Genomic DNA, 20,308 nt, shown 5'->3' with positions numbered 1-20,308 from the left:
CGTTGAGTCGGCCTGGGCGTCGAGCTGGCCTGGGCGTCGAGTGGGTGTGGGCGTCGAGACGGCTTGGGTGTTGAGTTGGGGTGAGTGTCGCGTCGGCCTGGGCGTATTGGCCTGCTGGCCTGGGTGGGTTGGTCTGAGGGGGCCTTCGGGGCGGCGTCGGCGGGGGGTCACGCCTCAGGTGGCGTGGCGGGCCTGGACGGCGTTGTGCCTCGGGTGTGACGGGGGAACCGGGGGTGGCGGGGTGGTGTCTGTAGGTTACGGTCGCTCGCGGTAGGCGCGGGCGATGTTTCCTTGACCTTCCCCGGAGTCCGTCTTGTCGTCGTTCTGTCCGGATTGTGGTTCCGCCTCGCCGCCGGAGGCCCGTTTTTGTATGGGCTGTGGGCGGGAGAGGCAGGGTGCCGCCGCGTCGTCCTCCCCGTCATCGCCGTCGGCGTCGACATCACCGTCCCCGTCGGCGTCGGCGTCGACATCGCCCTCGCCGTCCCCGTCGCCATCCCTGTTGCCGTCCGCGTCGCCATCGCCTGGGGCGGGGGCGGATGGTGTTTCCGTGCCGGCTGTGCCTGGTGTGCCGCCTGTGCCCTTTGCTGCCCCGTCTGTGTCCTCTGGCGTGCCACCGGTTCCTTCTGTGCCGCCTGTCCCTGGGGTGCCGCCCGGGCAGGGGGGATCCCCTGCCGCCTCGGGCCCTGGGGGGCTGCTGGTTCGGGTGGCCAAGGGGGACTGGCTGGCGGCGGTGAAGGTTGCCGTGTGGCCGACGTTGTTGTTGCTGGTGCTTGCCGGTGTGGCGGCGACGTTCTTGGCGGACGATGGGCAGGATGCGCACTCGGGTGAGCCCGGGTGGGGCGTACGGATGCGGATCGCGCTGGCGTTGCTGCTGCAGGGCGTGGGCGGCGGCTTCACGATATCGGGGAACATGTCCGAATCGTTCGGGCCGTTCGGTGGTCGGCTCGCGGGTGAGGCGACGCTGTCGCTGGTGCCGCTGGTGGTGACGGCGGCCTGGGCCGGGGTGTTGGTGTTCGCCGCTCGGCGGGTTCTGTTGCGGTCGGTCAGTGGTGCCGCCAGGGTTTCCGCGTCCCTGGGCAGTTCCGCAGGGGCCCCGGGGGCTGGTGTGGCCGGTCCCGTCGGTGTGGCTGGTGCGGTCGGTGTGGCTGGTGTGGTGGAAGCGGTGCTGCGGGTTGCGGTGCTGTGTGGTGCGGGGAGTTTTGTGCTGGGGTTGCTGGCACAGCCTTCGTACGACGGTGTGGAGTTGTCGTCGGCGCCGTTCCTCTCGCTGCTGTGGTCGTTCCTGCTGGCGGCCGTCGTTGCCGGGGTGGCGACGGCCCGGGCTGAGGCGGGGGCGTGGCTCGCCGCCCGGCCCGCGTGGCAACTGGCCGTCGGCGCGCTGCGTACCGCGCTGCTCGCGCTGCTGATCGTGGCCACCCTGGCCGGGATCGTCACCGTCGTGACGCTGCTCGCCACGGCGAAGCAGGACATCAGTGGCGGCGCTGTAGTGGCGATGTTGGTGTTGCTGCCCAACATCGGTGCGCTGGCCCTCGCGGTGGCCTGGGGCGCGCCGCTGAACGCGGAGTGGACCCTTCCCGACATCCCGTTCCTCGACTCCTCCGGCCGTCAGTCGATCGGCTACGGCGAGTTGGCGGACCAGGGCGGCGGCTGGGTGCTGTTCGGGGTCATCGTCGGCGGGCTGGCCTGTGCGCTGCTGGTCGGTTTTCTGGTCGTACGGCGCGGCGCCGACCGTCGTGAACAGCTGCTGGCCGCAGGCTTCTTCGTGGCTTCTCTGATGGCGCTGGTGCTGGTCGCGGGGGCGAGCGCGAGCGCGGCGTTCCGGGCGGGCGGTGGCTACGGCTACGGCGATGGCTATGGCGGTGGCTATGGCGAGGGGTACGGCGGTTACGGCGGGGGGTACGGCGGCGGTGGTGCCCTGGGCGCTCATGGCGAGATCGGCGTGGGCGGTGCGGAGACGCTGCTGTTCGCGCTGTTGTGGGTGTTCGGGGCGGTGGTGGTCGTTCCGTATCTGCGGAGGATGACGGGGGGCAGGGCGGAGGCTGCGGCTGCGGCTGCGGCGTTCGTTCCGGCTCCAGCAGCGGGTGATGCTCCCGCCCTGGCCCCGACTCCGGTCCCGACTCCGGCCCCGACTACTCCGGTCCCGACTCCGGCCCCGGCCCCGGCAGCGGGTGATGCTCCCGCCCCGGCCCCGGCGCCGGGCGGCACTCCCGCCTCGCCCCCTGCCCCGCCGACCACTGCCCCCTCCGCTGCAGCGCCGGCCGACGCCCCACCGACCGACGCCCCAGCCACCAACGCCTCGCCGACCAATGCCCCGCCCACCAACGCCCCGCCATCTGATGGCTCATCCACCGATGCCCCAGCCCAGGCGCGGCCGCGGTCCCGGGGCGTGAAGTGGGTGGGGCTGGCGTTGGCCGCGTTCCTGGTTGGTGGGGGTGCGACCGCGGGAGCGCTGTATTTCCTGGCTGATCGGGACGCCGGCAACCATCAGGACGCCGGAAAGCAGAAGGACGGCAGCGACCAGAAGGACGGCAGCGACCAGAAGGACGCCGGCGGCCCCGAGTCGGACACTGCCGGCAAGGCCGGTGGGGCGTCGGACTCGACGTCCCCGTCGCCGTCCCCCGCCCCCACAGCCACCGGTGACCCCGCGGGAGGCCCCACCCCGGGCCCGACCGCCGGCCTCCCCGACGGGTTCGTCCAGAAGTACGACCCGTACGGGTTCTCGCTCGCCGTGAAGAGCGACTGGACGCGTTCGGTGAAGGGTACCCAGGTCGACTACACGGCCCCGGTCGGCAAGCAGTACCTGCGTATCGGGGTCATCGCGCACGCCCCCTCCTCGTCGTACGGGAACTTCGTGAATCTGGAGAAGGGCGCCAAGAAGCGGACGAACTACCAGCGGGTGGAGCTGAAGAAGAACACCTTCGCCCACCGCCCGGGCGCACGCTGGGAGTTCACGTACGTCAACGACACCGGGAACACCGTGCACGCCATCGACCAGGCGTACGTGGCCGAGGACGGGACCGAGTACAGCGTCTACTACGAGTGCCTGGACGTGCTGTACGACCCCGAGAACGACAAGGTCTTCAGCACGGCGCTCGGCACGTGGTCCGTCAGCGACGTGGACGTGGACTAGCGGTGGACGTCGACTGGCGGTGGAGGAGGTGGTGGGCGGGGGCAGGGCCCGCCCACCCTGCCCCCGCCCCCTCACACCTCCAGTCGGTAACAGTGCGTCGTGCGCTCGCTCACCGGCCTGAGCAGGGTTTCGGCGTGGTGCATGCCCAGGCGGCGGGTGACCGCGATCGAGCGGGTGTTGCGGGCGTCGATCATGGCGACGACGTGGCGTACGCCCGCTGTGCGTACGGTTTCCAGGGCGGTGGTGGCCGCGGTGGTGGCGTAGCCCTTGCCCCAGTACGCGCGGCCGAGGCGCCAGCCGATCTCGATCTCGCCCACCGGGCCCCAGTCCCTGGGCCAGGGCTGGGCGCCGGTGAAGCCCATGACGGCGCCGTCGGCCGGGTCGAGCAACGTGTAGAGGCAGAAGCCGAGTTCGGCGTGGTGGCGGCGCTGGCGGGCGGTGAGTTCTTCGTAGAAGGAGAGTTCGGCGGGGGCGCCGCCGTGGAATTCCATGACCTCCGGATCGTTGAAGACCCGGTGCCAGTGCAGCGCGTCCTCGTCGGTGGGCACGCGGAGTTCGACGGCGGGCAGCGGTCGGTCCGGGCGCGGCAACCCAGGCACGGCCGACGGGTTCCGTGAGGTGGTCGACGGGGGAGGGGGCGTGGTCGGCGGGATCTGGGACGTCATGGCACAACCCTTCGGCTTCACTGCACAACCTTCGGCTTCACGGCACGATCCTTCGGCTTCATGCGACAACCCTTCAGGTGTTGATCACCGGGGCCCCCATAGACTGCACATGCCCGGTGCCGGTCGGCACCCAGATATCCAGATATCGACTTCCGGGAGACACCGCCGTGACCGAGTCCGCGTCCGAGCCCGCGCCCGAGTCCGAGTCCGCGTCCGGGCCCGCGACCGATTCCGAGTCCGCGTCCGATTCCGTGACCACTGCCGTCCCGGAGAACAATGCTGTCCCGGAGAACGCTGCCGCCCCGGAGGCCACCGTCCTCTCGGAGAACACCGCGGATGTGATCGTCGTCGGTGCCGGCCCGGCAGGTTCGGCCACCGCGTATCACCTCGCCAAGTCCGGTCTGGACGTACTGCTGCTGGAGAAGACCGCGTTCCCGCGGGAGAAGGTCTGCGGTGACGGGCTGACGCCGCGCGCGACCAAGCAGCTGGTGGCGATGGGCATCGACATCTCGGAGGAAGCGGGCTGGCTGCGCAACAAGGGGCTGCGGATCATCGGTGGCGGCTCCCGGCTCCAGCTGGACTGGCCGGAACTCGCCTCCTTCCCCGACTACGGGCTCGTCCGCAAGCGCGACGATTTCGACGAGCAGCTGGCGCGGCAGGCGCAGAAGGCCGGCGCGCGGCTGTACGAGCGCTGCAACGTGGGCGCGCCGATCGTGAACGAACTGACCGGCCACATCACCGGTGTGCACGCCAAGCTCGGTGAGGAGAAGACCCCGGTCACCTTCCACGCCCCGCTCGTGGTCGCGGCCGACGGCAATTCCACCCGGCTCTCGCTGGCGATGGGCCTGCACCGGCGCGAGGACCGTCCGATGGGCGTCGCGGTCCGTACGTACTTCACGTCGCCGCGGCACGACGACGACTACCTGGAGTCCTGGCTGGAGCTGTGGGACCGGCGCGGGGCGCAGGACCGGCTGCTGCCGGGGTACGGCTGGATCTTCGGGATGGGCGACGGGACGAGCAACGTCGGGCTGGGGGTGCTGAACACCTCCGCGTCGTTCCGGGAGCTGGACTGGCGGGAGATCCTCAAGGCGTGGTGCGCGTCGATGCCGGAGGAGTGGGGCTACACGCCGGAGAACATGACCGGCCCGATCCGCGGCGCGGCGCTGCCGATGGCCTTCAACCGCCAGCCGCACTACACCAAGGGCCTGCTGCTGGTCGGTGACGCGGGCGGCCTGGTCAATCCGTTCAACGGTGAGGGCATCGCGTACGCCATGGAGTCGGGGGCGATCGCGGCGGAGGTGATCGTGCAGGCGCAGGCGCGTGCCACGTACGCGCAGCGGGAGCTGGCGCTGCACCGGTACCCGAAGATCCTCAAGGACACCTACGGCGGCTACTACTCGCTCGGCCGGGCCTTCGTGAAGCTCATCGGCAACCCGAAGGTCATGCAGATCGCGGCCCAGCGCGGGCTGACCCATCCGCTGCTGATGCGCTTCACGCTCAAGATGCTGGCCAACCTCACCGACCCCACGGGCGGCGACGCGATGGACCGGATCATCAACGGGCTGAGCAAGGTGGCGCCGAAGGCGTAGCGGGAAGCGCAGAGCGTCCACGACCTCTGAGCGGGCGGCCGGAACAGCTTCCGGTGACAGGGCGGCCGGAAAAGCTTCCGGCCGCCCTGTCACATGACCTCATGGGTAATTGAGCCGCCGGGGGCCTGCCGCGAAGCTTGTGTGCGTCAAGGACACCGGGCGGCAGGGGCCGTCCGCAGCGGGGAGGAAACGGCATGTTCTTCGAGACGCACGACGGTACGCAGCTGTGGTACGAGGAGTACGGCACCGGCGAGACGCTGGTGTTCGTGGCGAGCTCGATGCTGAACACCGAGATGTGGGAGTACCAGCTCCCGTTCTTCGCGGAGAACGGCTTCCGCTGTGTGGCGTTCGACCGGCGTGGTCACGGCCGTTCGGACCGGCCCTCCGGCGGGTACGACATCGATTCCACCGCTGACGATCTGGCCGCGCTGCTCGACCACCTCGACCTGCGGAACGTCACCCTCATCGGGCACTCGCTGGGCGGCGCGGAGATCGCGCGCTATCTGGCGCGGCACGGCTCGGAGCGGGTCAGCCGGGCGGTGCTGATCGCGGCGATGCTGCCGTTCCTGGCCGGTACCGAGGACAACCCGGACGGTGTGCCGGAGGCGGCGGTGGCGGCGACGATGGCGCAGCTGCGGGCGGACCGGCCCAAGTGGCTGACCCGTCAGGCGCAGGCGTTCTTCGCCACCCACCTGGGCAACGAGGTTTCCCCGGCGCTGGTGGAGCACACCCTGGCGCAGTGTCTGTCGGCCTCGCCGTGGGCGACGCTCCAGGCGCAGCGGGAGTCGCTGTTCAACGATCAGCGGGCCACGCTGCCGGAGATCGACGTCCCGGTGCTCGTCATCCACGGTGCGGCCGACGCCTCCGCCCCGGTGGAGCTCACCGGCCGGCGGACCGCCCGGTTGATCCCCGGCGCGGTCTACGAGGAGTACCCGACGGCCGGGCACGGCATCTACGCCAGCCACCACGAGCAGCTCAACGCGGATGTGCTGGCCTTTGTGAAGGGGTGAGGAAGGCACAGGGGTGACGCGGGGGGTACGCGTACGCGAGCAGGCCGGGGCCCGTGCCCCGGCCTGCTCGCGTACGTCGATCAATGCACTGTGCCCGGATTGATCCCCATAGGGCAGGCCCTAATGTGAGTTCACCGGATCCAGACTCGGGTTCGGGTCCGGCAGCCGGCGGGCCGGGTCGGGGGAGAGCCGGCGGGACGGGGCGGTCAGCCGTTCCGCGCCGGGCGGGACCGGCACCGCCGCGAAGATCGCGTTCTGCTTCTGCTGGAGCTCGCGGACCTTCTCGGGCGGGGTGCCGGGCAGCCGCTGCTCCTCGTAGAGCTTGTGCGTCTCCAGTTGGGCGGCCTTGCTCTGCGGGGTGTGGAACTGGACCTCGAAGAGCTGGTGGGAGCGGGGGGCGCGCCAGGCGGAGTTGATCGCCTTGTAGCCGTCGGTGCGGTCCCAGGTGTTGGACCAGCGGGTGGAGTCGTTGCCCCAGGCGGACAACAGCGCGGAGGCGGTGGTGACGCCCTGGCTGTATTTCGCGTCCGGCCACTGGAGCGTGAACCGGACCGCGTCGTTGATCGTGCCCAGCGACGCGTCGACGGTCCGTCCCGGGGTCTGCCGCATCGCGGTGGCGACCTTCCGCTTGAGCGAGTCCGGGGACTTCAGCCGGTGGTCGAACCCGACGAGTTCGGCGTGGCTGATCTTGGCGGCGGCGCGGACCTGGGGGCTGATGGAGCGCTCGGCGCGGCGGGCGCGGGCCACGAAGGCGTCCACCTTTTTGTTGTCGGCGGCGTTCAGCGACAGGCCGTCCTGGTGCCAGCCGCCGCCGTGGTCCGCCCTGGCGGCGGCCGTGGCGGGGACGGCGCCCAGGCCGAGGGCGGTGGCGAGGGCGGCGGCCGTGACGGCCCGGCCGGCGAGGCGGTGGCCGGGGTGGCCCGGGTGGCGGGCGGTACGCGGGTGGGGCGTCCGGAGGGGTGGGCGGGTGATCGTGCGGGTGGTCGGGCGCGTGGTCATCGGTGCGCGGGATCCCTCTCTCGTGCCCGGTGCGGGGTACGGACATGGCGAGAGGTGCAACGGCGCGCACCGCCCCTCGGTGACGCGCGATACGGACGACCAACCCGAATTCCGGACAACCACCCTCCGGTGCCACGCAAAAGACCCGCCCCTTGCCACGCAAAAGACCGCCCCTCCCGAAGGAGAGGCGGTCTTCGTACGGTCATCGCACGGTCCACGTACGGTCCTCGTGCGGTCCAGGTACGTGCTGGTGCCACTGGAGCCGATGGCCCGACGGGGGTCCTACAGGACGCGCACCGCGCCGGTCGGCATGTCGTAGCTGAGCGGGCGCTCGACGATGCCGGTGCTGGGGTTCTGGGCGCCGATGAACTTGCCGTCACCGACGTAGACGGCGACGTGGTAGGCGCTGCCGGCGCTGCCCCAGTAGAGGATGTCGCCGACCTGGAGGTTGTCGAGGCCGACCTGGGTGCCCTGCGTCGACTGGTCCTGGGACACGCGCGGCAGGTCGATGCCGATCTGGCTGAAGGCGGCCTGGGTGAGGCCGGAGCAGTCGTACGAGGAGGGGCCGCTGGCGCCCATGACGTACGCCTTGCCCAGCTGGGCCTTGAGGAAGGAGACGAGGGTGGCGGTGGAGCCGGTGGCGTGGGACGTCGCCGACAGGGTGGTCCGCTCGGCGGAGCGCGAGGCCCGGGCCTGGGCGGCCTCCTTGGCCTTGCGGGCCTCCTCGGCCTTCTTCTTCGCCTCGGCCTTGGCCTTCTTCACGGCCTCGGCCTTGTGCTTCTCCGCTGCCTTGGCGGCGTGGGAGAGGGCACTGTCCTGGAGCGCCTGGCGCTCGTAGTTGAACGCGACCTGCTCGGCGGTGTCGGCGCTCTGGGCGGCGCTGGTTGCCAGCGCCGTCGTGATCGTCGGCATCTCCTGGGTCTCGGAGACGGGCTTTTCCGCGGCGTTGGCCGGCACGGTCGCGCCGGTCACCGCGAGGGTGAGGAAGCCACCGGTCACACCCGCGCGCAGCGCCCGGGAGGACGCGGAAGGGCGGCGGGGCTTCCGGTGGCTGGGTATGAGTGCGTTCGGGGACATGGCCCAACGGCTATCAGGAGGCGCTGGTTGCTGCCAACAAGAGTGCAGTGCGCCACACTTGACGCGTACGCGATGAATAAAAGGGACTTTTTGCCGCCGACGGCTCCGCCGGCGGGATGTCCGAATTTCGCGATCATGTTCCTACGCACGGCATTTGAGGGTCCGTAGGGGCTCCGAGGGGGCTTACCACTTCCCCACGCGCCACGCCAAGGCTTCCCAGGCGTCAAGGACTTAGTGCACGAAATAGCGTGGGATAGGTCACTCTTGAGTGTCCGTTATGTTCCCGTGATCCGGCCCGTTATGTCCCCGTGACCCGACGGTGGCCGGAGTTCGTGAACGCGGGCACGTGCCGGCGATCACGGCGGGGTCACGAGCGGGTCACGACCACGAGGCGGACCGCCTATATCAGTTGAGGCGACCTCTCGCCAATTTGCCCTGGGCGGGCACCACTTGATATTGGCCAATCCGCGCTGACCAGCGGTAACCCGTGTGAATGTCACCTCTGGTGATCACTCGCGTGCTTCACGTATGAAGATCACCGCTCATCCGGCTTCATGATCCTTCGCCGGGTGGTGAAGATCACAAAGGCGTTGTTCACCCCCGTGTCGCAGATCACAGACCAGCAGGCATAAGATGCAGGCGGTTCGGGCTTGTGAACTGCCTCACATGTGCACGATCTCCGAGGGGCGGCGAGCGGGCCCGGGCGGACCGCCATCCAGTCATCGTCGACTGAAGGGAGCGAGGACGGTGAACGCTTACGCGCCCATCCTCGTACTAGGAGCCCTCGGGGCAGGCTTTGCGATCTTCTCCGTCGTCATGGCCACGCTCGTCGGGCCCAGGCGCTACAACCGGGCCAAGCTCGAGGCGTACGAATGCGGGATCGAGCCGACGCCACAACCGTCCGGTGGCGGTCGTTTCCCGATCAAGTACTACCTGACGGCGATGCTCTTCATCGTCTTCGACATCGAGATCGTCTTCCTCTATCCCTGGGCCGTCACCTTCGACGCCCTGGGACTGTTCGGGCTCGTCGAGATGCTCCTCTTCGCGCTCACCGTCTTCGTCGCCTACGCCTACGTATGGCGTCGCGGCGGCCTGGAATGGGACTAGGGGCCACCCATGGGACTTGAAGAGAAGCTGCCCAGCGGCTTCCTGCTGACCACCGTCGAACAGGCCGCGGGCTGGGTGCGCAAGTCATCGGTCTTCCCGGCGACCTTCGGGCTGGCCTGCTGCGCCATCGAGATGATGACGACCGGCGCCGGGCGCTACGACCTGGCCCGCTTCGGCATGGAGGTCTTCCGCGGCTCCCCGCGGCAGGCGGACCTGATGATCGTGGCCGGCCGGGTCAGCCAGAAGATGGCCCCCGTGCTGCGGCAGGTCTACGACCAGATGCCGAACCCGAAGTGGGTGATCTCCATGGGGGTTTGCGCCTCGTCGGGCGGCATGTTCAACAACTACGCGATCGTGCAGGGCGTCGACCACATCGTGCCCGTCGACATCTATCTCCCGGGCTGCCCGCCGCGCCCCGAAATGCTGATGGACGCGATCCTCAAGCTGCACGACAAGATCCAGCACACCAAGCTCGGGGTCAACCAGCAGCAGGCCGCCCGCGAGGCCGAGGAAGCGGCGCTCAAGGCGCTCCCGCTGATCGAGATGAAGGGGCTGCTGCGGTGAGTGAGCAGAAGAACCCCGAGCGTCCGGACGAGCCGAACGGCAACAACGCCAACAACGCCAACGACGAAGCCGTCCCGGCGCAGCGCGACGACACCGGCGAGGTGATCGCCACCCGCCGCGGGATGTTCGGCGCCGACAACGGCGGCGACACCAGCGGCTACGGCGGCCTGGTCCGGACCGTGCGGCTGCCCGGCGCGACCTCCCGGCCGTACGGCGGGCCCGGCGCCCCGGGAGCGTACGGGGACTTCGACGAGATCGCCGACGAACTCGAAGGCGCCCTCGACGAACAGGGCCTGGTCCCCGAGAACGTCATCGACAAGACCGTCGTCGACCGCGGCGAGCTGACCTTCCACATCGAGCGGGAGTACCTGCCGACGGTCGCCCGGACCCTGCGCGACGACCCGGCGCTCCGCTTCGAGCTGTGTACCGGCGTCAGCGGCGTCCACTTCCCCGGCGACAAGGGCCGCGAGCTGCACGCCGTCTACCACCTGCGCTCGATCACCCACAACCGGCTGATCCGGCTGGAGGTCTCCGCGCCGGACGCGGACCCGCACATCCCCTCGCTCGTCGCGGTCTACCCGACCAACGACTGGCACGAGCGCGAGACCTACGACTTCTTCGGCCTGGTCTTCGACGGCCATCCCGCGCTGACCCGGATCATGATGCCGGACGACTGGCAGGGCTTCCCGCAGCGCAAGGACTACCCGCTCGGCGGCATTCCCGTCGAGTACAAGGGCGCCCAGATCCCGGCTCCCGACCAGCGGAGGTCGTACAGCTGATGACTACTGCACCGCACTCCCACTCCCCGAACGGCCACCGCACCTCCAGCGACTTCGACACCACCGAGTCGCTCGCCCGGGAGACCACCGAGGGCACCGTCTACAACGTCACCGGCGGCGACTGGGACGAGATCGCGGCGTCCGCGGCGAGGTCCGACGACGAGCGGATCATCGTCAACATGGGGCCGCAGCACCCGTCCACGCACGGCGTGCTCCGGCTGATCCTGGAGATCGACGGGGAGACCGTCACCGAGGCCCGCTGCGGCATCGGCTATCTGCACACCGGCATCGAGAAGAACCTCGAATACCGGACCTGGACGCAGGGCACCACCTTCGTCACGAGGATGGATTACCTCACCCCCTTCTTCAACGAGACGGCCTACTGCCTGGCCGTGGAGAAGCTGCTCGGCATCACCGACGACATCCCCGACCGGGCCTCGGTCGTCCGCGTGATGCTGATGGAACTCAACCGGCTCTCCTCCCACCTGGTGTGCATCGCCACCGGCGGCATGGAGCTGGGCGCCACCACGATCATGATCTACGGCTTCCGGGACCGCGAGCTGATCCTCGACATCTACGAGCTGATCACCGGCCTGCGGATGAACCACGCCTACATCCGGCCCGGCGGCCTGGCCCAGGACCTGCCCCCGGGCGCCGTCGACCAGGTGCGCGCCTTCGTCAAGAAGATGCGCAAGAACCTCCCCGAGTACGACAAGCTCGCCACCGGCAACCCGGTCTTCAAGGGCCGCATGGAAGGCATCGGCTACCTCGACCTGGCCGGCTGCATGGCCACCGGCGCCACCGGGCCGATCGTGCGCTCCGCCGGCCTGCCGCACGACCTGCGCAAGACACAGCCGTACTGCGGTTACGAGGACTACGAGTTCGACATCCCGACCGCCGACACCTGCGACGCCTACGGGCGGTTCCTGGTGCGGCTGGAGGAGATGCGGCAGTCGCTGCGGATCATCGAGCAGTGCCTGGACCGGCTCGAACCCGGGCCGGTGATGGTCGCCGACAAGAAGATCGCCTGGCCCGCCCAGCTGGCGCTCGGCCCGGACGGCCTCGGCAACTCCCTCGACCACATCAAGAAGATCATGGGCACCTCGATGGAGGCCCTGATCCACCACTTCAAGCTCGTGACCGAGGGCTTCCGGGTCCCGCCCGGACAGGCCTACGCGGCCGTCGAGTCACCCAAGGGCGAACTGGGCGTGCACGCGGTCAGCGACGGCGGCACCCGCCCCTACCGGGTGCACTTCCGCGACCCGTCCTTCACCAACCTGCAGGCCATGGCGGCGATGTGCGAAGGCGGCCAGGTCGCCGACGTCATCGTCGCCGTCGCGTCCATCGACCCCGTGATGGGAGGCGTCGACCGGTGACCACTGCGTCTTCTCCGCAGGGAGCCCCCGCAAGCCCCACCAGTCTGGGGATGCCCGCGCTCCCCGCCCCCGACTACCCGGCCGACGTCCGGGCCCGGCTGGAGGCGGACGCCAAGGAGGTGATCGCCCGCTACCCCGGCCCGCGCTCGGCGCTGCTGCCGCTGCTGCACCTCGTCCAGGCCGAGGACGGGCACGTCACCCGCACCGGCATCCGCTTCTGCGCCGAACTGCTGGACCTGACCACCGCCGAGGTCACCGCCGTCTCGACCTTCTACTCCATGTACCGGCGCAAGGCCGGCGGCGACTACCAGGTCGGGGTCTGCACCAACACGCTGTGCGCGGTGATGGGCGGCGACGCCATCTTCGAGGAGCTGCAGGAGCACCTCGGCGTCGCCAACGGCCAGACCACCGAGGACGGTGCCGTCACCCTCGAACACATCGAGTGCAACGCCGCCTGCGACTTCGCGCCCGTCGTGATGGTCAACTGGGAGTTCTTCGACAACCAGACACCGGAGTCCGCCCGGCAGCTCGTCGACGACCTGCGGGCCGGCCGGCCCGTCGCGCCCACCCGCGGCGCGCCGCTGTGCACCTTCAAGGAGACCGCCCGGATCCTCGCCGGGTTCCCCGACGAGCGGCCGGGCGCCACCGCCGCCACCGGGAGCGCCGGGCCCGCCTCGCTGATCGGGCTCCGCCTGGCCAAGGGGGAGGCCGCGCCCGGCCGCGGCGCCGGCGCCGATCACGTCGTCTCGCCCCGTGCCGGCGAGGGCGGCCGCCCCGAGGAGGGCACCGCCGGCGAACCCCCCGGCGGCCACCCCGGCGAACAGGCGCCCGCGGGACACCCCAGCTCCCACGACGCCCCGCAGGAAACCTCGGCCTCCGACACGGCCCACCCGTCTCCCACCACCGCCCCGGACGGAGGGGCTCCGCCCCGCAGTGACGATACGGCCGGGCCCACCGCTAAGGAGGGGGAGTGATGACCGTGGCAGCTGAATACGGGGGCTCCTCCCGGCCACCGGCCGGGGGAGAGGCCAGCCCCGAGAAGCTCCTCGTGCCCGTACTGTCCGCCTTCTGGGACCAGCCCGAGTCCTGGACGCTGGAAACCTACCGCCGGCACGAGGGCTACGAGGGCCTGCGCAAGGCGCTCGCGATGTCCCCCGACGACGTCATCGCCTACGTCAAGGACTCCGGTCTGCGCGGCCGCGGCGGCGCGGGCTTCCCCACCGGAATGAAATGGCAGTTCATTCCGCAGGGCGACGGCAAACCGCACTATCTCGTTGTCAACGCCGACGAATCGGAGCCGGGGACCTGCAAGGACATCCCCCTCCTCTTCGCGAACCCGCATGCCCTCATCGAAGGGATCGTGATCGCCTGTCACGCGATCCGTGCGCACCACGCCTTCATCTATCTGCGCGGCGAGGTCGTCCCCGTACTGCGCCGGCTGCACGAAGCCGTGCGCGAGGCCTACGCGGCGGGCTTCCTCGGAAAGAACATCCTGGGGTCGGGGCTCGACCTTGACGTGATCGTGCACGCGGGCGCCGGCGCGTACATCTGCGGTGAGGAAACCGCGCTGCTGGATTCCCTGGAGGGCCGTCGCGGACAGCCCCGGCTGCGTCCTCCCTTCCCGGCGGTGGCCGGCCTCTACGCCTGCCCCACTGTCGTGAACAACGTCGAATCCATCGCGTCGGTTCCCGCGATCCTCACCAAGGGAAAAGACTGGTTCAGGTCGATGGGCAGTGAGAAGTCCCCGGGCTTCACGCTCTACTCGCTCAGCGGCCACGTCGCCAACCCGGGCCAGTACGAAGCCCCGTTGGGCATCACCCTGCGCCAGCTGCTCGACATGAGCGGCGGGATGCGCCGCGGCCACCGGCTGAAGTTCTGGACGCCCGGCGGCTCCTCCACGCCGATGTTCACCGACGAGCACCTCGACGTGCCCCTCGACTACGAGGGCGTCGGCGCGGCCGGCTCGATGCTCGGCACCAAGGCGCTGCAGTGCTTCGACGAGACCACCTGTGTCGTGCGGGCGGTCACCCGCTGGACCGAGTTCTACGCGCACGAGTCCTGCGGCAAGTGCACACCGTGCCGTGAAGGGACGTACTGGCTGGTGCAGTTGCTGCGCGACATCGAGGCGGGCAGGGCCCGGACGGCCGACCTCGACAAGATCGCCGACATCGCCGACAACATCAACGGCAAGTCGTTCTGCGCGCTCGGCGACGGTGCCGCCTCGCCCATCTTCTCCTCGCTCAAGTACTTCCGCGAGGAGTACGAGCAGCACATCACCGGCCGGGGCTGCCCGTTCGACCCCGCCAAGTCGACCCTGTGGGCCGACAACGACGCTCACCTGGGGGTGAATGCATGACCGTCACCACAACGGGGTCGAGCAACGGCTCCGCAGCCGTCCCCCCGGAGGACCTCGTCACCCTGACGATCGACGGCATCGAGATCTCCGTCCCCAAGGGGACGCTGGTCATCCGCGCCGCCGAACTCCTCGGCATCGAGATCCCGCGCTTCTGCGACCACCCGCTGCTGGACCCCGCGGGCGCCTGCCGGCAGTGCATCGTCGAGGTCGAGGGCCAGCGCAAGCCGATGGCGTCCTGCACGATCACCTGCACCGACGGCATGGTCGTCAAGTCGCAGCTGACGTCCCCGGTGGCCGAGAAGGCGCAGCGCGGCGTGATGGAGCTGCTGCTGATCAACCACCCGCTGGACTGCCCGGTCTGCGACAAGGGCGGCGAGTGCCCGCTGCAGAACCAGGCGATGCAGGTCGGCGACCCGGACTCGCGCTTCGAGGGCAAGAAGCGCACGTTCGCCAAGCCGGTGCCGATCTCCACCCAGGTGCTGCTGGACCGCGAACGCTGCGTGCTGTGTGCGCGGTGCACCCGCTTCAGCAACCAGATCGCCGGCGACCCGATGATCGAGCTGGTCGAGCGCGGCGCGCTCCAGCAGGTCGGCACGGGGGAGGGCGACCCCTTCCAGTCGTACTTCTCGGGCAACACCATCCAGATCTGCCCGGTCGGCGCGCTCACCTCGGCCGCCTACCGCTTCCGCTCCCGCCCCTTCGACCTGGTGTCGTCGCCGTCGGTGTGCGAGCACTGCGCGGGCGGCTGCGCGACGCGCACCGACCACCGGCGCGGCAAGGTCATGCGGCGGCTCGCCGCCAACGACCCGGAGGTCAACGAGGAGTGGATCTGCGACAAGGGGCGTTTCGCCTTCCGGTACGCGCAGCAGCGTGACCGGCTGGAGCATCCGTTGGTGCGCAATGCGGAGTCCGGGGAACTGGAGCCGGCGAGCTGGCCGGTGGCCCTGGACACCGCGGCCCGCGGGCTGGCCGCGGCCAAGGGCCGTACCGGTGTGCTGACCGGCGGCCGGCTCACCGTCGAGGACGCCTACGCGTACGCCAAGTTCGCCCGGATCGCGCTGCACACCAACGACATCGACTTCCGGGCACGGGTGCACAGCGCCGAGGAGGCGGACTTCCTGGCCGCCCGGGTCGCCGGCCGCGGCCGTGACCTCGGGGGCGGCGGAGTCACGTACACCGCCCTGGAGAAGGCGCCGGCCGTGCTGCTGGCGGGCATCGAGGCGGAGGAGGAGGCGCCCGGCGTCTTCCTGCGGCTGCGCAAGGCCCACCGCAAGTACGGGCAGCGCACCTTCGGGCTCGCCGCCTATGCCTCCCGCGGGCTGATCAAGGCCGGCGGGACGCTGCTGCCGGCCGCGCCCGGCACCGAAACGGAATGGCTGGACGCGCTGGCCGGCGGCGTCGGTCTGGGGGGCGAGGGGCAGGCCGCGGCCGAGGCGCTGCGCGCGGACGGCACGGTGATCGTCGTCGGTGAGCGGCTGGCGGCGGTGCCGGGCGCGCTGACCGCCGCGGCGCGCGCCGCCGCCGCGACCGGCGCGCAGCTGGTGTGGATCCCGCGGCGGGCGGGCGAACGCGGCGCCGTGGAGGCGGGCGCGCTGCCCGGGCTGCTGCCCGGCGGCCGGCCGGCCACCGACCCGCGGGCCCGCGACGAGGTCGCCGCCGCCTGGGGCGTGGCCGCGCTGCCGCACCGGCACGGCCGGGACACCGGCCAGATCATCGAGGCCGCGGCGACCGGTGAGCTGAGCGCGCTGCTGGTGGCCGGCGTCGAGGTCGCCGACCTGCCGGACCCGGCCCGGGCACTGACCGCCCTGGACGAGGTCGGTTTCCTGGTCAGCCTGGAGCTGCGGCCCTCCGCCGTCACCGAGCGGGCCGATGTGGTCCTCCCGGTGGCGGCCGTGGTGGAGAAGGCCGGAACGTTCCTCAACTGGGAGGGCCGGGCCCGGCTGTTCGACGCCGCGCTCAAGCCCGACCAGATGACCCGCCGCCATCTGCTGCCGGACTCCCGGGTGCTGCACATGCTCGCCGACGCCCTCGACGTCCACCTGGCGCTGCCGGACGTCGCCTCCGTACGCCGCGAGGTGACCCGGCTCGGCAGCTGGGACGGCCCGTACGCGGGCGACCCGCTGGAGAGCGGGCGGCCGCTGCCCCGGCCCGGCACCGGCGAGGCGGTGCTCGCCGGGCACCGGCTGCTGCTGGACCAGGGCGTCCTCCAGGAAGGCGACGAGGCGCTGGCCGGCACCCGGCACGCCGCCGTCGCCCGGATGTCGGAGGCCACCGCCGCCGAGACCGGCGTCAAGGACGGCGATCTGCTGGCGGTCAGCGGGCCGGCCGGCTCGGTGCGGCTGCCGCTCGCGGTCACGCCGATGCCCGACCGGGTGGTGTGGCTGCCGCTCAACTCCACGGGCGGGGGCGTCGCCGCCGACACCGGTGCGCGCCCCGGCGAACTGGTGAGGATCTCCGCCGCCCCGGGCACGCCGGAGCCGGCCAAGGAGGTGGACGCATGATGCAGCTCGGTCAACTGGCCGCCGCGCAGACCGCGCTGGCCCAGGAGGACCTGTCGATGTTCGGCCGCGACCCGTGGTGGCTGGTCGTCGTCAAGGCGGTCTTCTGCTTCGCGTTCCTGATGCTGACGGTGCTGTTCTCCATCGTGTGGGAGCGCAAGGTCGTCGCCTGGATGCAGTTGCGCATCGGCCCCAACCGGCACGGGCCCTGGGGCATGCTCCAGTCGCTCGCCGACGGCATCAAGCTGATGCTGAAGGAGGACCTGGTCGTCCGGCGGGCCGACAAGGTCGTCTACGTCCTCGCGCCGATCGTGGCGGCCATCCCGGCGTTCATGGCGATCGCGGTGATCCCGTTCGGCCCGGCCGACAACGAGGTCTCCATCTTCGGCCAGCGCACCACGATGCAGCTGACCGACCTGCCCATCGGCATCCTCTACATCCTGGCCACCGCGTCGATCGGCATCTACGGCATCGTGCTGGCGGGCTGGTCCTCCGGCTCGACGTACCCGCTGCTCGGCGGTCTCCGCTCGTGCGCGCAGATGATCTCGTACGAGATCGCGATGGGCGCCGCGTTCGCCTCGGTCTTCCTGTACTCCGGGTCGATGTCGACCTCCACCATCGTGGAGGCGCAGGCGAACAGGTGGTACATCCTGCTGCTGCCGGTGTCGTTCCTCATCTACATCGCGACGATGGTGGGGGAGACCAACCGGGCGCCGTTCGACATGCCGGAGTCCGAGGGCGACCTCGTCGGCGGCTTCAACACCGAGTACTCGTCCATCAAGTTCGCGATGTTCATGCTCGCCGAGTACGTGAACATGGTGACGGTCTCGGCTGTCGCGACCACCCTGTTCCTCGGCGGCTGGCGGGCCCCGTACCCGATCTCGGCGTTCTGGGAGGGCGCCAACCACGGCTGGTGGCCGATGCTGTGGTTCACGATCAAGGTGCAGCTGCTGCTGTTCTTCTTCATCTGGCTGCGCGGCACACTCCCCCGGGTGCGCTACGACCAGCTGATGAAGCTGGGCTGGAAGGTCCTCATCCCGATCTCGCTGGTCTGGCTGATGCTCGTCGCCACCGTCCGGGCGCTGAAGAACGAGGGCTACGACTTCTCCCAGATCGTGCTCTACGTCGCCGGCGGCGCGGTCGCGCTGCTGCTGGTCTCGCTGCTCGTTGACTTCTTCCGGCGCGGTGAGAAGGAGGAGGAGCCGGACGGCGAGGGCGCGTTCGACCCGATGGCCGGCGGGTTCCCGGTGCCGCCGCTGCCCGGACAGAGCCTGCCGCCGGTGCCGCGCCGGCGCCCGCGCCGGGGAGACCGCGAGTTGATTGTCAGTGGTCGGGTGGACACTGTCAGTGACGAAAACGCAACCGACGGAAAGGGGGGCGACGGTGCCTGAGTTCCAGAACCCCGTGGCCGGCTTCGGCGTGACCTTCAAGGCCATGTTCAAGAAGCGGCTGACCGAGCAGTACCCGGAGGAGAAGAAGCCGACGGCGCCGCGCTTCCACGGCCGCCATCAGCTCAACCGCCACCCCGACGGGCTGGAGAAGTGCGTCGGCTGCGAGCTGTGCGCCTGGGCCTGCCCGGCCGACGCGATCTACGTCGAGGGCGCGGACAACACCGACGAGGAGCGCTACTCCCCCGGCGAGCGCTACGGCCGCGTCTACCAGATCAACTACCTGCGCTGCATCCTGTGCGGCCTGTGCGTGGAGGCCTGCCCCACCCGCGCACTGACCATGACCAATGAGTACGAACTCGCCGACCGGTCCCGCGCCTCGCTCATCTACACCAAGGAGGAGCTGCTCGCCGGCCTGGAGGACACGATGGTCGACACGCCGCATGCCATCCACCCCGGCATGACGGAGAAGGACTACTACAACGGCCTGGTGACCGAGGCCGCCCCGGGGACGGTCCGTCAAGTGGCCCGCTCCAAGGGCGAGCAGCCCCAGGAGGCCGCGGCCACGACCGGCCCGCAGGAGCCCGCCGCGCGGGAGGTGACCGAGCGATGACCTCCCTCGCCGCCGCGGCCTCCACCGGCGAGGCCGTGCAGTTCTGGCTCCTGGGCACCGTCGCCGTCGTCGGCGCCCTCTGCACGATCCTGATGAAGCGGGCCGTGCACAGCGCCCTCTCGCTCGCCGGCACCATGATCGTCCTGGCGGTCTTCTACCTCGCCAACGGCGCGTACTTCCTCGGCGTCGTGCAGATCGTCGTCTACACCGGCGCGATCATGATGCTGTTCCTGTTCGTCGTCATGCTGGTCGGTGTCACCGCCGCGGACTCCCTCAAGGAGACGCTCAAGGGCCAGCGCTGGCTCGCCGCCGGACTGGGCCTCGGCTTCGGCATCCTGCTGATCGCCGGCATCGGCAACGCCTCCCTCAAGGAGTTCAACGGCCTGGGCGAGGCCAACGCCGGAGGCAACGTCCAGGGCCTGGCCGCGCTCATCTTCACCAAGTACGTCTTCGCCTTCGAAGTCACCGGCGCCCTGCTGATCACCGCGGCCGTCGGCGCGATGGTGCTCACCCACCGGGAGCGCACCGAGCGCGCCAGAACCCAGCGCGAGCAGTCCGAGGCCCGCGTCCGCGAGGGCAAGCAGGTGCCGCCGCTGCCCGCCCCCGGCGTCTACGCCCGGCACAACGCCGTGGACATCCCCGGCCTGCTGCCCGACGGCACCCCGTCCGAGCTGACCGTCAATCCGACGCTGCGCGGCCGCGGCCAGATCCGGGACGTCTCCCGCGAGTCGCTCGCCGACCTCAAGGCGCTGGAGCGGCGCTCCGAGGACTGGCTGGGCCGCGGCTCCGGCGAGCAGCCCGAAGCCCCGCCGTCCGGTGGCGCGTCGCCGAAGGAGCACAAGGAGGGGGCCAAGAAATGAACCCGGTCTACTACCTCTATCTCGCCGCCCTGCTGTTCACCATCGGCGCGGCCGGGGTCCTGATCAGGCGGAACGCCATCGTGGTGTTCATGTGCATCGAACTGATGCTCAACGCCTGCAACCTCGCCTTCGTCACCTTCTCCCGGCTGCACGGGAATCTGGACGGCCAGATCATCGCCTTCTTCACGATGGTCGTCGCCGCGGCCGAGGTCGTGGTCGGCCTGGCGATCATCGTGACGATCTTCCGCACCCGTCATACGGCCTCGGTCGACGACGCCAGCCTGATGAAGCTGTAAG

The 20,308-nt window shown here is 70.4% G+C and carries 17 protein-coding genes; 14 read left to right on the top strand and 3 right to left on the bottom strand.

Annotated elements, in window-relative coordinates:
* Nucleotides 1-703 precede the first annotated feature (703 nt).
* Complete coding sequence (locus tag ACGF4C_RS22035; protein WP_393568449.1) at nucleotides 704-3,130, top strand: hypothetical protein; 2,427 nt, start codon at nucleotides 704-706, stop codon at nucleotides 3,128-3,130.
* Nucleotides 3,131-3,201: 71 nt separating this feature from the next.
* Here ACGF4C_RS22035 and ACGF4C_RS22030 read toward each other — a convergent pair whose 3' ends face one another.
* Nucleotides 3,202-3,795: a GNAT family N-acetyltransferase gene (locus ACGF4C_RS22030; RefSeq protein ID WP_393568447.1), complete on the bottom strand. Its 594-nt coding sequence runs from the start codon at nucleotides 3,793-3,795 to the stop codon at nucleotides 3,202-3,204.
* A 338-nt stretch (nucleotides 3,796-4,133) separates the two neighbouring features.
* Between ACGF4C_RS22030 and ACGF4C_RS22025 the strand changes: the two genes are divergently transcribed.
* A complete protein-coding gene (locus ACGF4C_RS22025) occupies nucleotides 4,134-5,384 on the top strand; it encodes a geranylgeranyl reductase family protein (protein ID WP_030416189.1) in 1,251 nt (416 codons plus the stop codon).
* A 194-nt stretch (nucleotides 5,385-5,578) separates the two neighbouring features.
* Nucleotides 5,579-6,394 carry an alpha/beta fold hydrolase gene (locus ACGF4C_RS22020; protein WP_201810528.1) on the top strand — a complete coding sequence of 272 codons (816 nt, stop codon included), beginning with the start codon at nucleotides 5,579-5,581 and terminating at the stop codon, nucleotides 6,392-6,394.
* A gap of 120 nt (nucleotides 6,395-6,514) precedes the next feature.
* Here ACGF4C_RS22020 and ACGF4C_RS22015 read toward each other — a convergent pair whose 3' ends face one another.
* Together ACGF4C_RS22015 and ACGF4C_RS22010 are read right to left on the bottom strand one after the other, a co-directional pair.
* The gene (locus ACGF4C_RS22015) at nucleotides 6,515-7,393 is read right to left on the bottom strand and encodes an ATP nucleotide 3'-pyrophosphokinase (protein WP_393568445.1); all 879 of its coding nucleotides are present in this window, start codon (nucleotides 7,391-7,393) and stop codon (nucleotides 6,515-6,517) included.
* Between the two features lie 282 nt (nucleotides 7,394-7,675).
* A complete protein-coding gene (locus ACGF4C_RS22010) occupies nucleotides 7,676-8,470 on the bottom strand; it encodes a C40 family peptidase (RefSeq protein WP_393568443.1) in 795 nt (264 codons plus the stop codon).
* 747 nt (nucleotides 8,471-9,217) lie between these two features.
* On the opposite strand from ACGF4C_RS22010, the gene ACGF4C_RS22005 reads away from it, so the two are divergent.
* The 11 genes from ACGF4C_RS22005 to nuoK are packed head-to-tail and all read left to right on the top strand — an operon-like array spanning nucleotide 9,218 to nucleotide 20,307.
* Nucleotides 9,218-9,577 carry an NADH-quinone oxidoreductase subunit A gene (locus ACGF4C_RS22005; RefSeq protein ID WP_030262580.1) on the top strand — a complete coding sequence of 120 codons (360 nt, stop codon included), beginning with the start codon at nucleotides 9,218-9,220 and terminating at the stop codon, nucleotides 9,575-9,577.
* 9 nt (nucleotides 9,578-9,586) lie between these two features.
* The gene (locus tag ACGF4C_RS22000; RefSeq protein WP_030416193.1) at nucleotides 9,587-10,141 is read left to right on the top strand and encodes an NADH-quinone oxidoreductase subunit B family protein; all 555 of its coding nucleotides are present in this window, start codon (nucleotides 9,587-9,589) and stop codon (nucleotides 10,139-10,141) included.
* Entirely contained in the window at nucleotides 10,138-10,920 is a 783-nt protein-coding gene (locus tag ACGF4C_RS21995) for an NADH-quinone oxidoreductase subunit C (RefSeq protein WP_393568441.1), read from the top strand. The genes ACGF4C_RS22000 and ACGF4C_RS21995 overlap by 4 nt, the downstream gene beginning before the upstream one ends.
* On the top strand, nucleotides 10,920-12,296 hold the full coding sequence (locus ACGF4C_RS21990) for an NADH-quinone oxidoreductase subunit D (protein WP_393568440.1): 1,377 nt from the start codon (nucleotides 10,920-10,922) through the stop codon (nucleotides 12,294-12,296). Before ACGF4C_RS21995 ends, ACGF4C_RS21990 begins: the two co-directional genes overlap by 1 nt.
* Nucleotides 12,293-13,270 carry an NADH-quinone oxidoreductase subunit NuoE gene (gene nuoE, locus ACGF4C_RS21985; RefSeq protein WP_393568438.1) on the top strand — a complete coding sequence of 326 codons (978 nt, stop codon included), beginning with the start codon at nucleotides 12,293-12,295 and terminating at the stop codon, nucleotides 13,268-13,270. The genes ACGF4C_RS21990 and nuoE overlap by 4 nt, the downstream gene beginning before the upstream one ends.
* A complete protein-coding gene (nuoF, locus tag ACGF4C_RS21980) occupies nucleotides 13,270-14,652 on the top strand; it encodes an NADH-quinone oxidoreductase subunit NuoF (protein WP_030416197.1) in 1,383 nt (460 codons plus the stop codon). Before nuoE ends, nuoF begins: the two co-directional genes overlap by 1 nt.
* Nucleotides 14,649-17,153, top strand: coding sequence for an NADH-quinone oxidoreductase subunit G (locus tag ACGF4C_RS21975; protein ID WP_393568436.1), 2,505 nt, complete (start codon nucleotides 14,649-14,651; stop codon nucleotides 17,151-17,153). The genes nuoF and ACGF4C_RS21975 overlap by 4 nt, the downstream gene beginning before the upstream one ends.
* A complete protein-coding gene (gene nuoH, locus ACGF4C_RS21970; protein WP_393568434.1) occupies nucleotides 17,150-18,541 on the top strand; it encodes an NADH-quinone oxidoreductase subunit NuoH in 1,392 nt (463 codons plus the stop codon). Before ACGF4C_RS21975 ends, nuoH begins: the two co-directional genes overlap by 4 nt.
* A complete protein-coding gene (gene nuoI / locus ACGF4C_RS21965) occupies nucleotides 18,534-19,151 on the top strand; it encodes an NADH-quinone oxidoreductase subunit NuoI (RefSeq protein ID WP_393568433.1) in 618 nt (205 codons plus the stop codon). Before nuoH ends, nuoI begins: the two co-directional genes overlap by 8 nt.
* Nucleotides 19,148-20,011 (top strand): NADH-quinone oxidoreductase subunit J, encoded by an 864-nt coding sequence (locus ACGF4C_RS21960; protein WP_393568431.1) that lies wholly within the window; start codon nucleotides 19,148-19,150, stop codon nucleotides 20,009-20,011. Before nuoI ends, ACGF4C_RS21960 begins: the two co-directional genes overlap by 4 nt.
* Nucleotides 20,008-20,307: an NADH-quinone oxidoreductase subunit NuoK gene (nuoK, locus tag ACGF4C_RS21955; protein WP_030283548.1), complete on the top strand. Its 300-nt coding sequence runs from the start codon at nucleotides 20,008-20,010 to the stop codon at nucleotides 20,305-20,307. Before ACGF4C_RS21960 ends, nuoK begins: the two co-directional genes overlap by 4 nt.
* The last annotated feature ends 1 nt before the right edge of the window (nucleotide 20,308 follow it).

This window comes from Streptomyces sp. NPDC048197 (genome assembly GCF_043202395.1).
Lineage (GTDB): Bacteria > Actinomycetota > Actinomycetes > Streptomycetales > Streptomycetaceae > Streptomyces > Streptomyces siderophoricus.
Note: the sequence above shows the minus strand (reverse complement) of the source record. Positions and strands in the feature narration are given on the sequence as shown.

Coding starts and splice junctions, on each gene's coding strand:
- ACGF4C_RS21975 (WP_393568436.1), top strand. CDS start 14,649: ATGACCGTCACCACAACGGGGTCGAGCAACGGCTCCGCAGCCGTCCCC.
- nuoK (WP_030283548.1), top strand. CDS start 20,008: ATGAACCCGGTCTACTACCTCTATCTCGCCGCCCTGCTGTTCACCATC.
- ACGF4C_RS22030 (WP_393568447.1), bottom strand. CDS start 3,795: ATGACGTCCCAGATCCCGCCGACCACGCCCCCTCCCCCGTCGACCACC.
- ACGF4C_RS21960 (WP_393568431.1), top strand. CDS start 19,148: ATGACCTCCCTCGCCGCCGCGGCCTCCACCGGCGAGGCCGTGCAGTTC.
- nuoF (WP_030416197.1), top strand. CDS start 13,270: ATGACCGTGGCAGCTGAATACGGGGGCTCCTCCCGGCCACCGGCCGGG.
- ACGF4C_RS22020 (WP_201810528.1), top strand. CDS start 5,579: ATGTTCTTCGAGACGCACGACGGTACGCAGCTGTGGTACGAGGAGTAC.
- ACGF4C_RS22000 (WP_030416193.1), top strand. CDS start 9,587: ATGGGACTTGAAGAGAAGCTGCCCAGCGGCTTCCTGCTGACCACCGTC.
- nuoH (WP_393568434.1), top strand. CDS start 17,150: ATGATGCAGCTCGGTCAACTGGCCGCCGCGCAGACCGCGCTGGCCCAG.
- ACGF4C_RS21990 (WP_393568440.1), top strand. CDS start 10,920: ATGACTACTGCACCGCACTCCCACTCCCCGAACGGCCACCGCACCTCC.
- ACGF4C_RS22010 (WP_393568443.1), bottom strand. CDS start 8,470: ATGTCCCCGAACGCACTCATACCCAGCCACCGGAAGCCCCGCCGCCCT.
- ACGF4C_RS22015 (WP_393568445.1), bottom strand. CDS start 7,393: ATGACCACGCGCCCGACCACCCGCACGATCACCCGCCCACCCCTCCGG.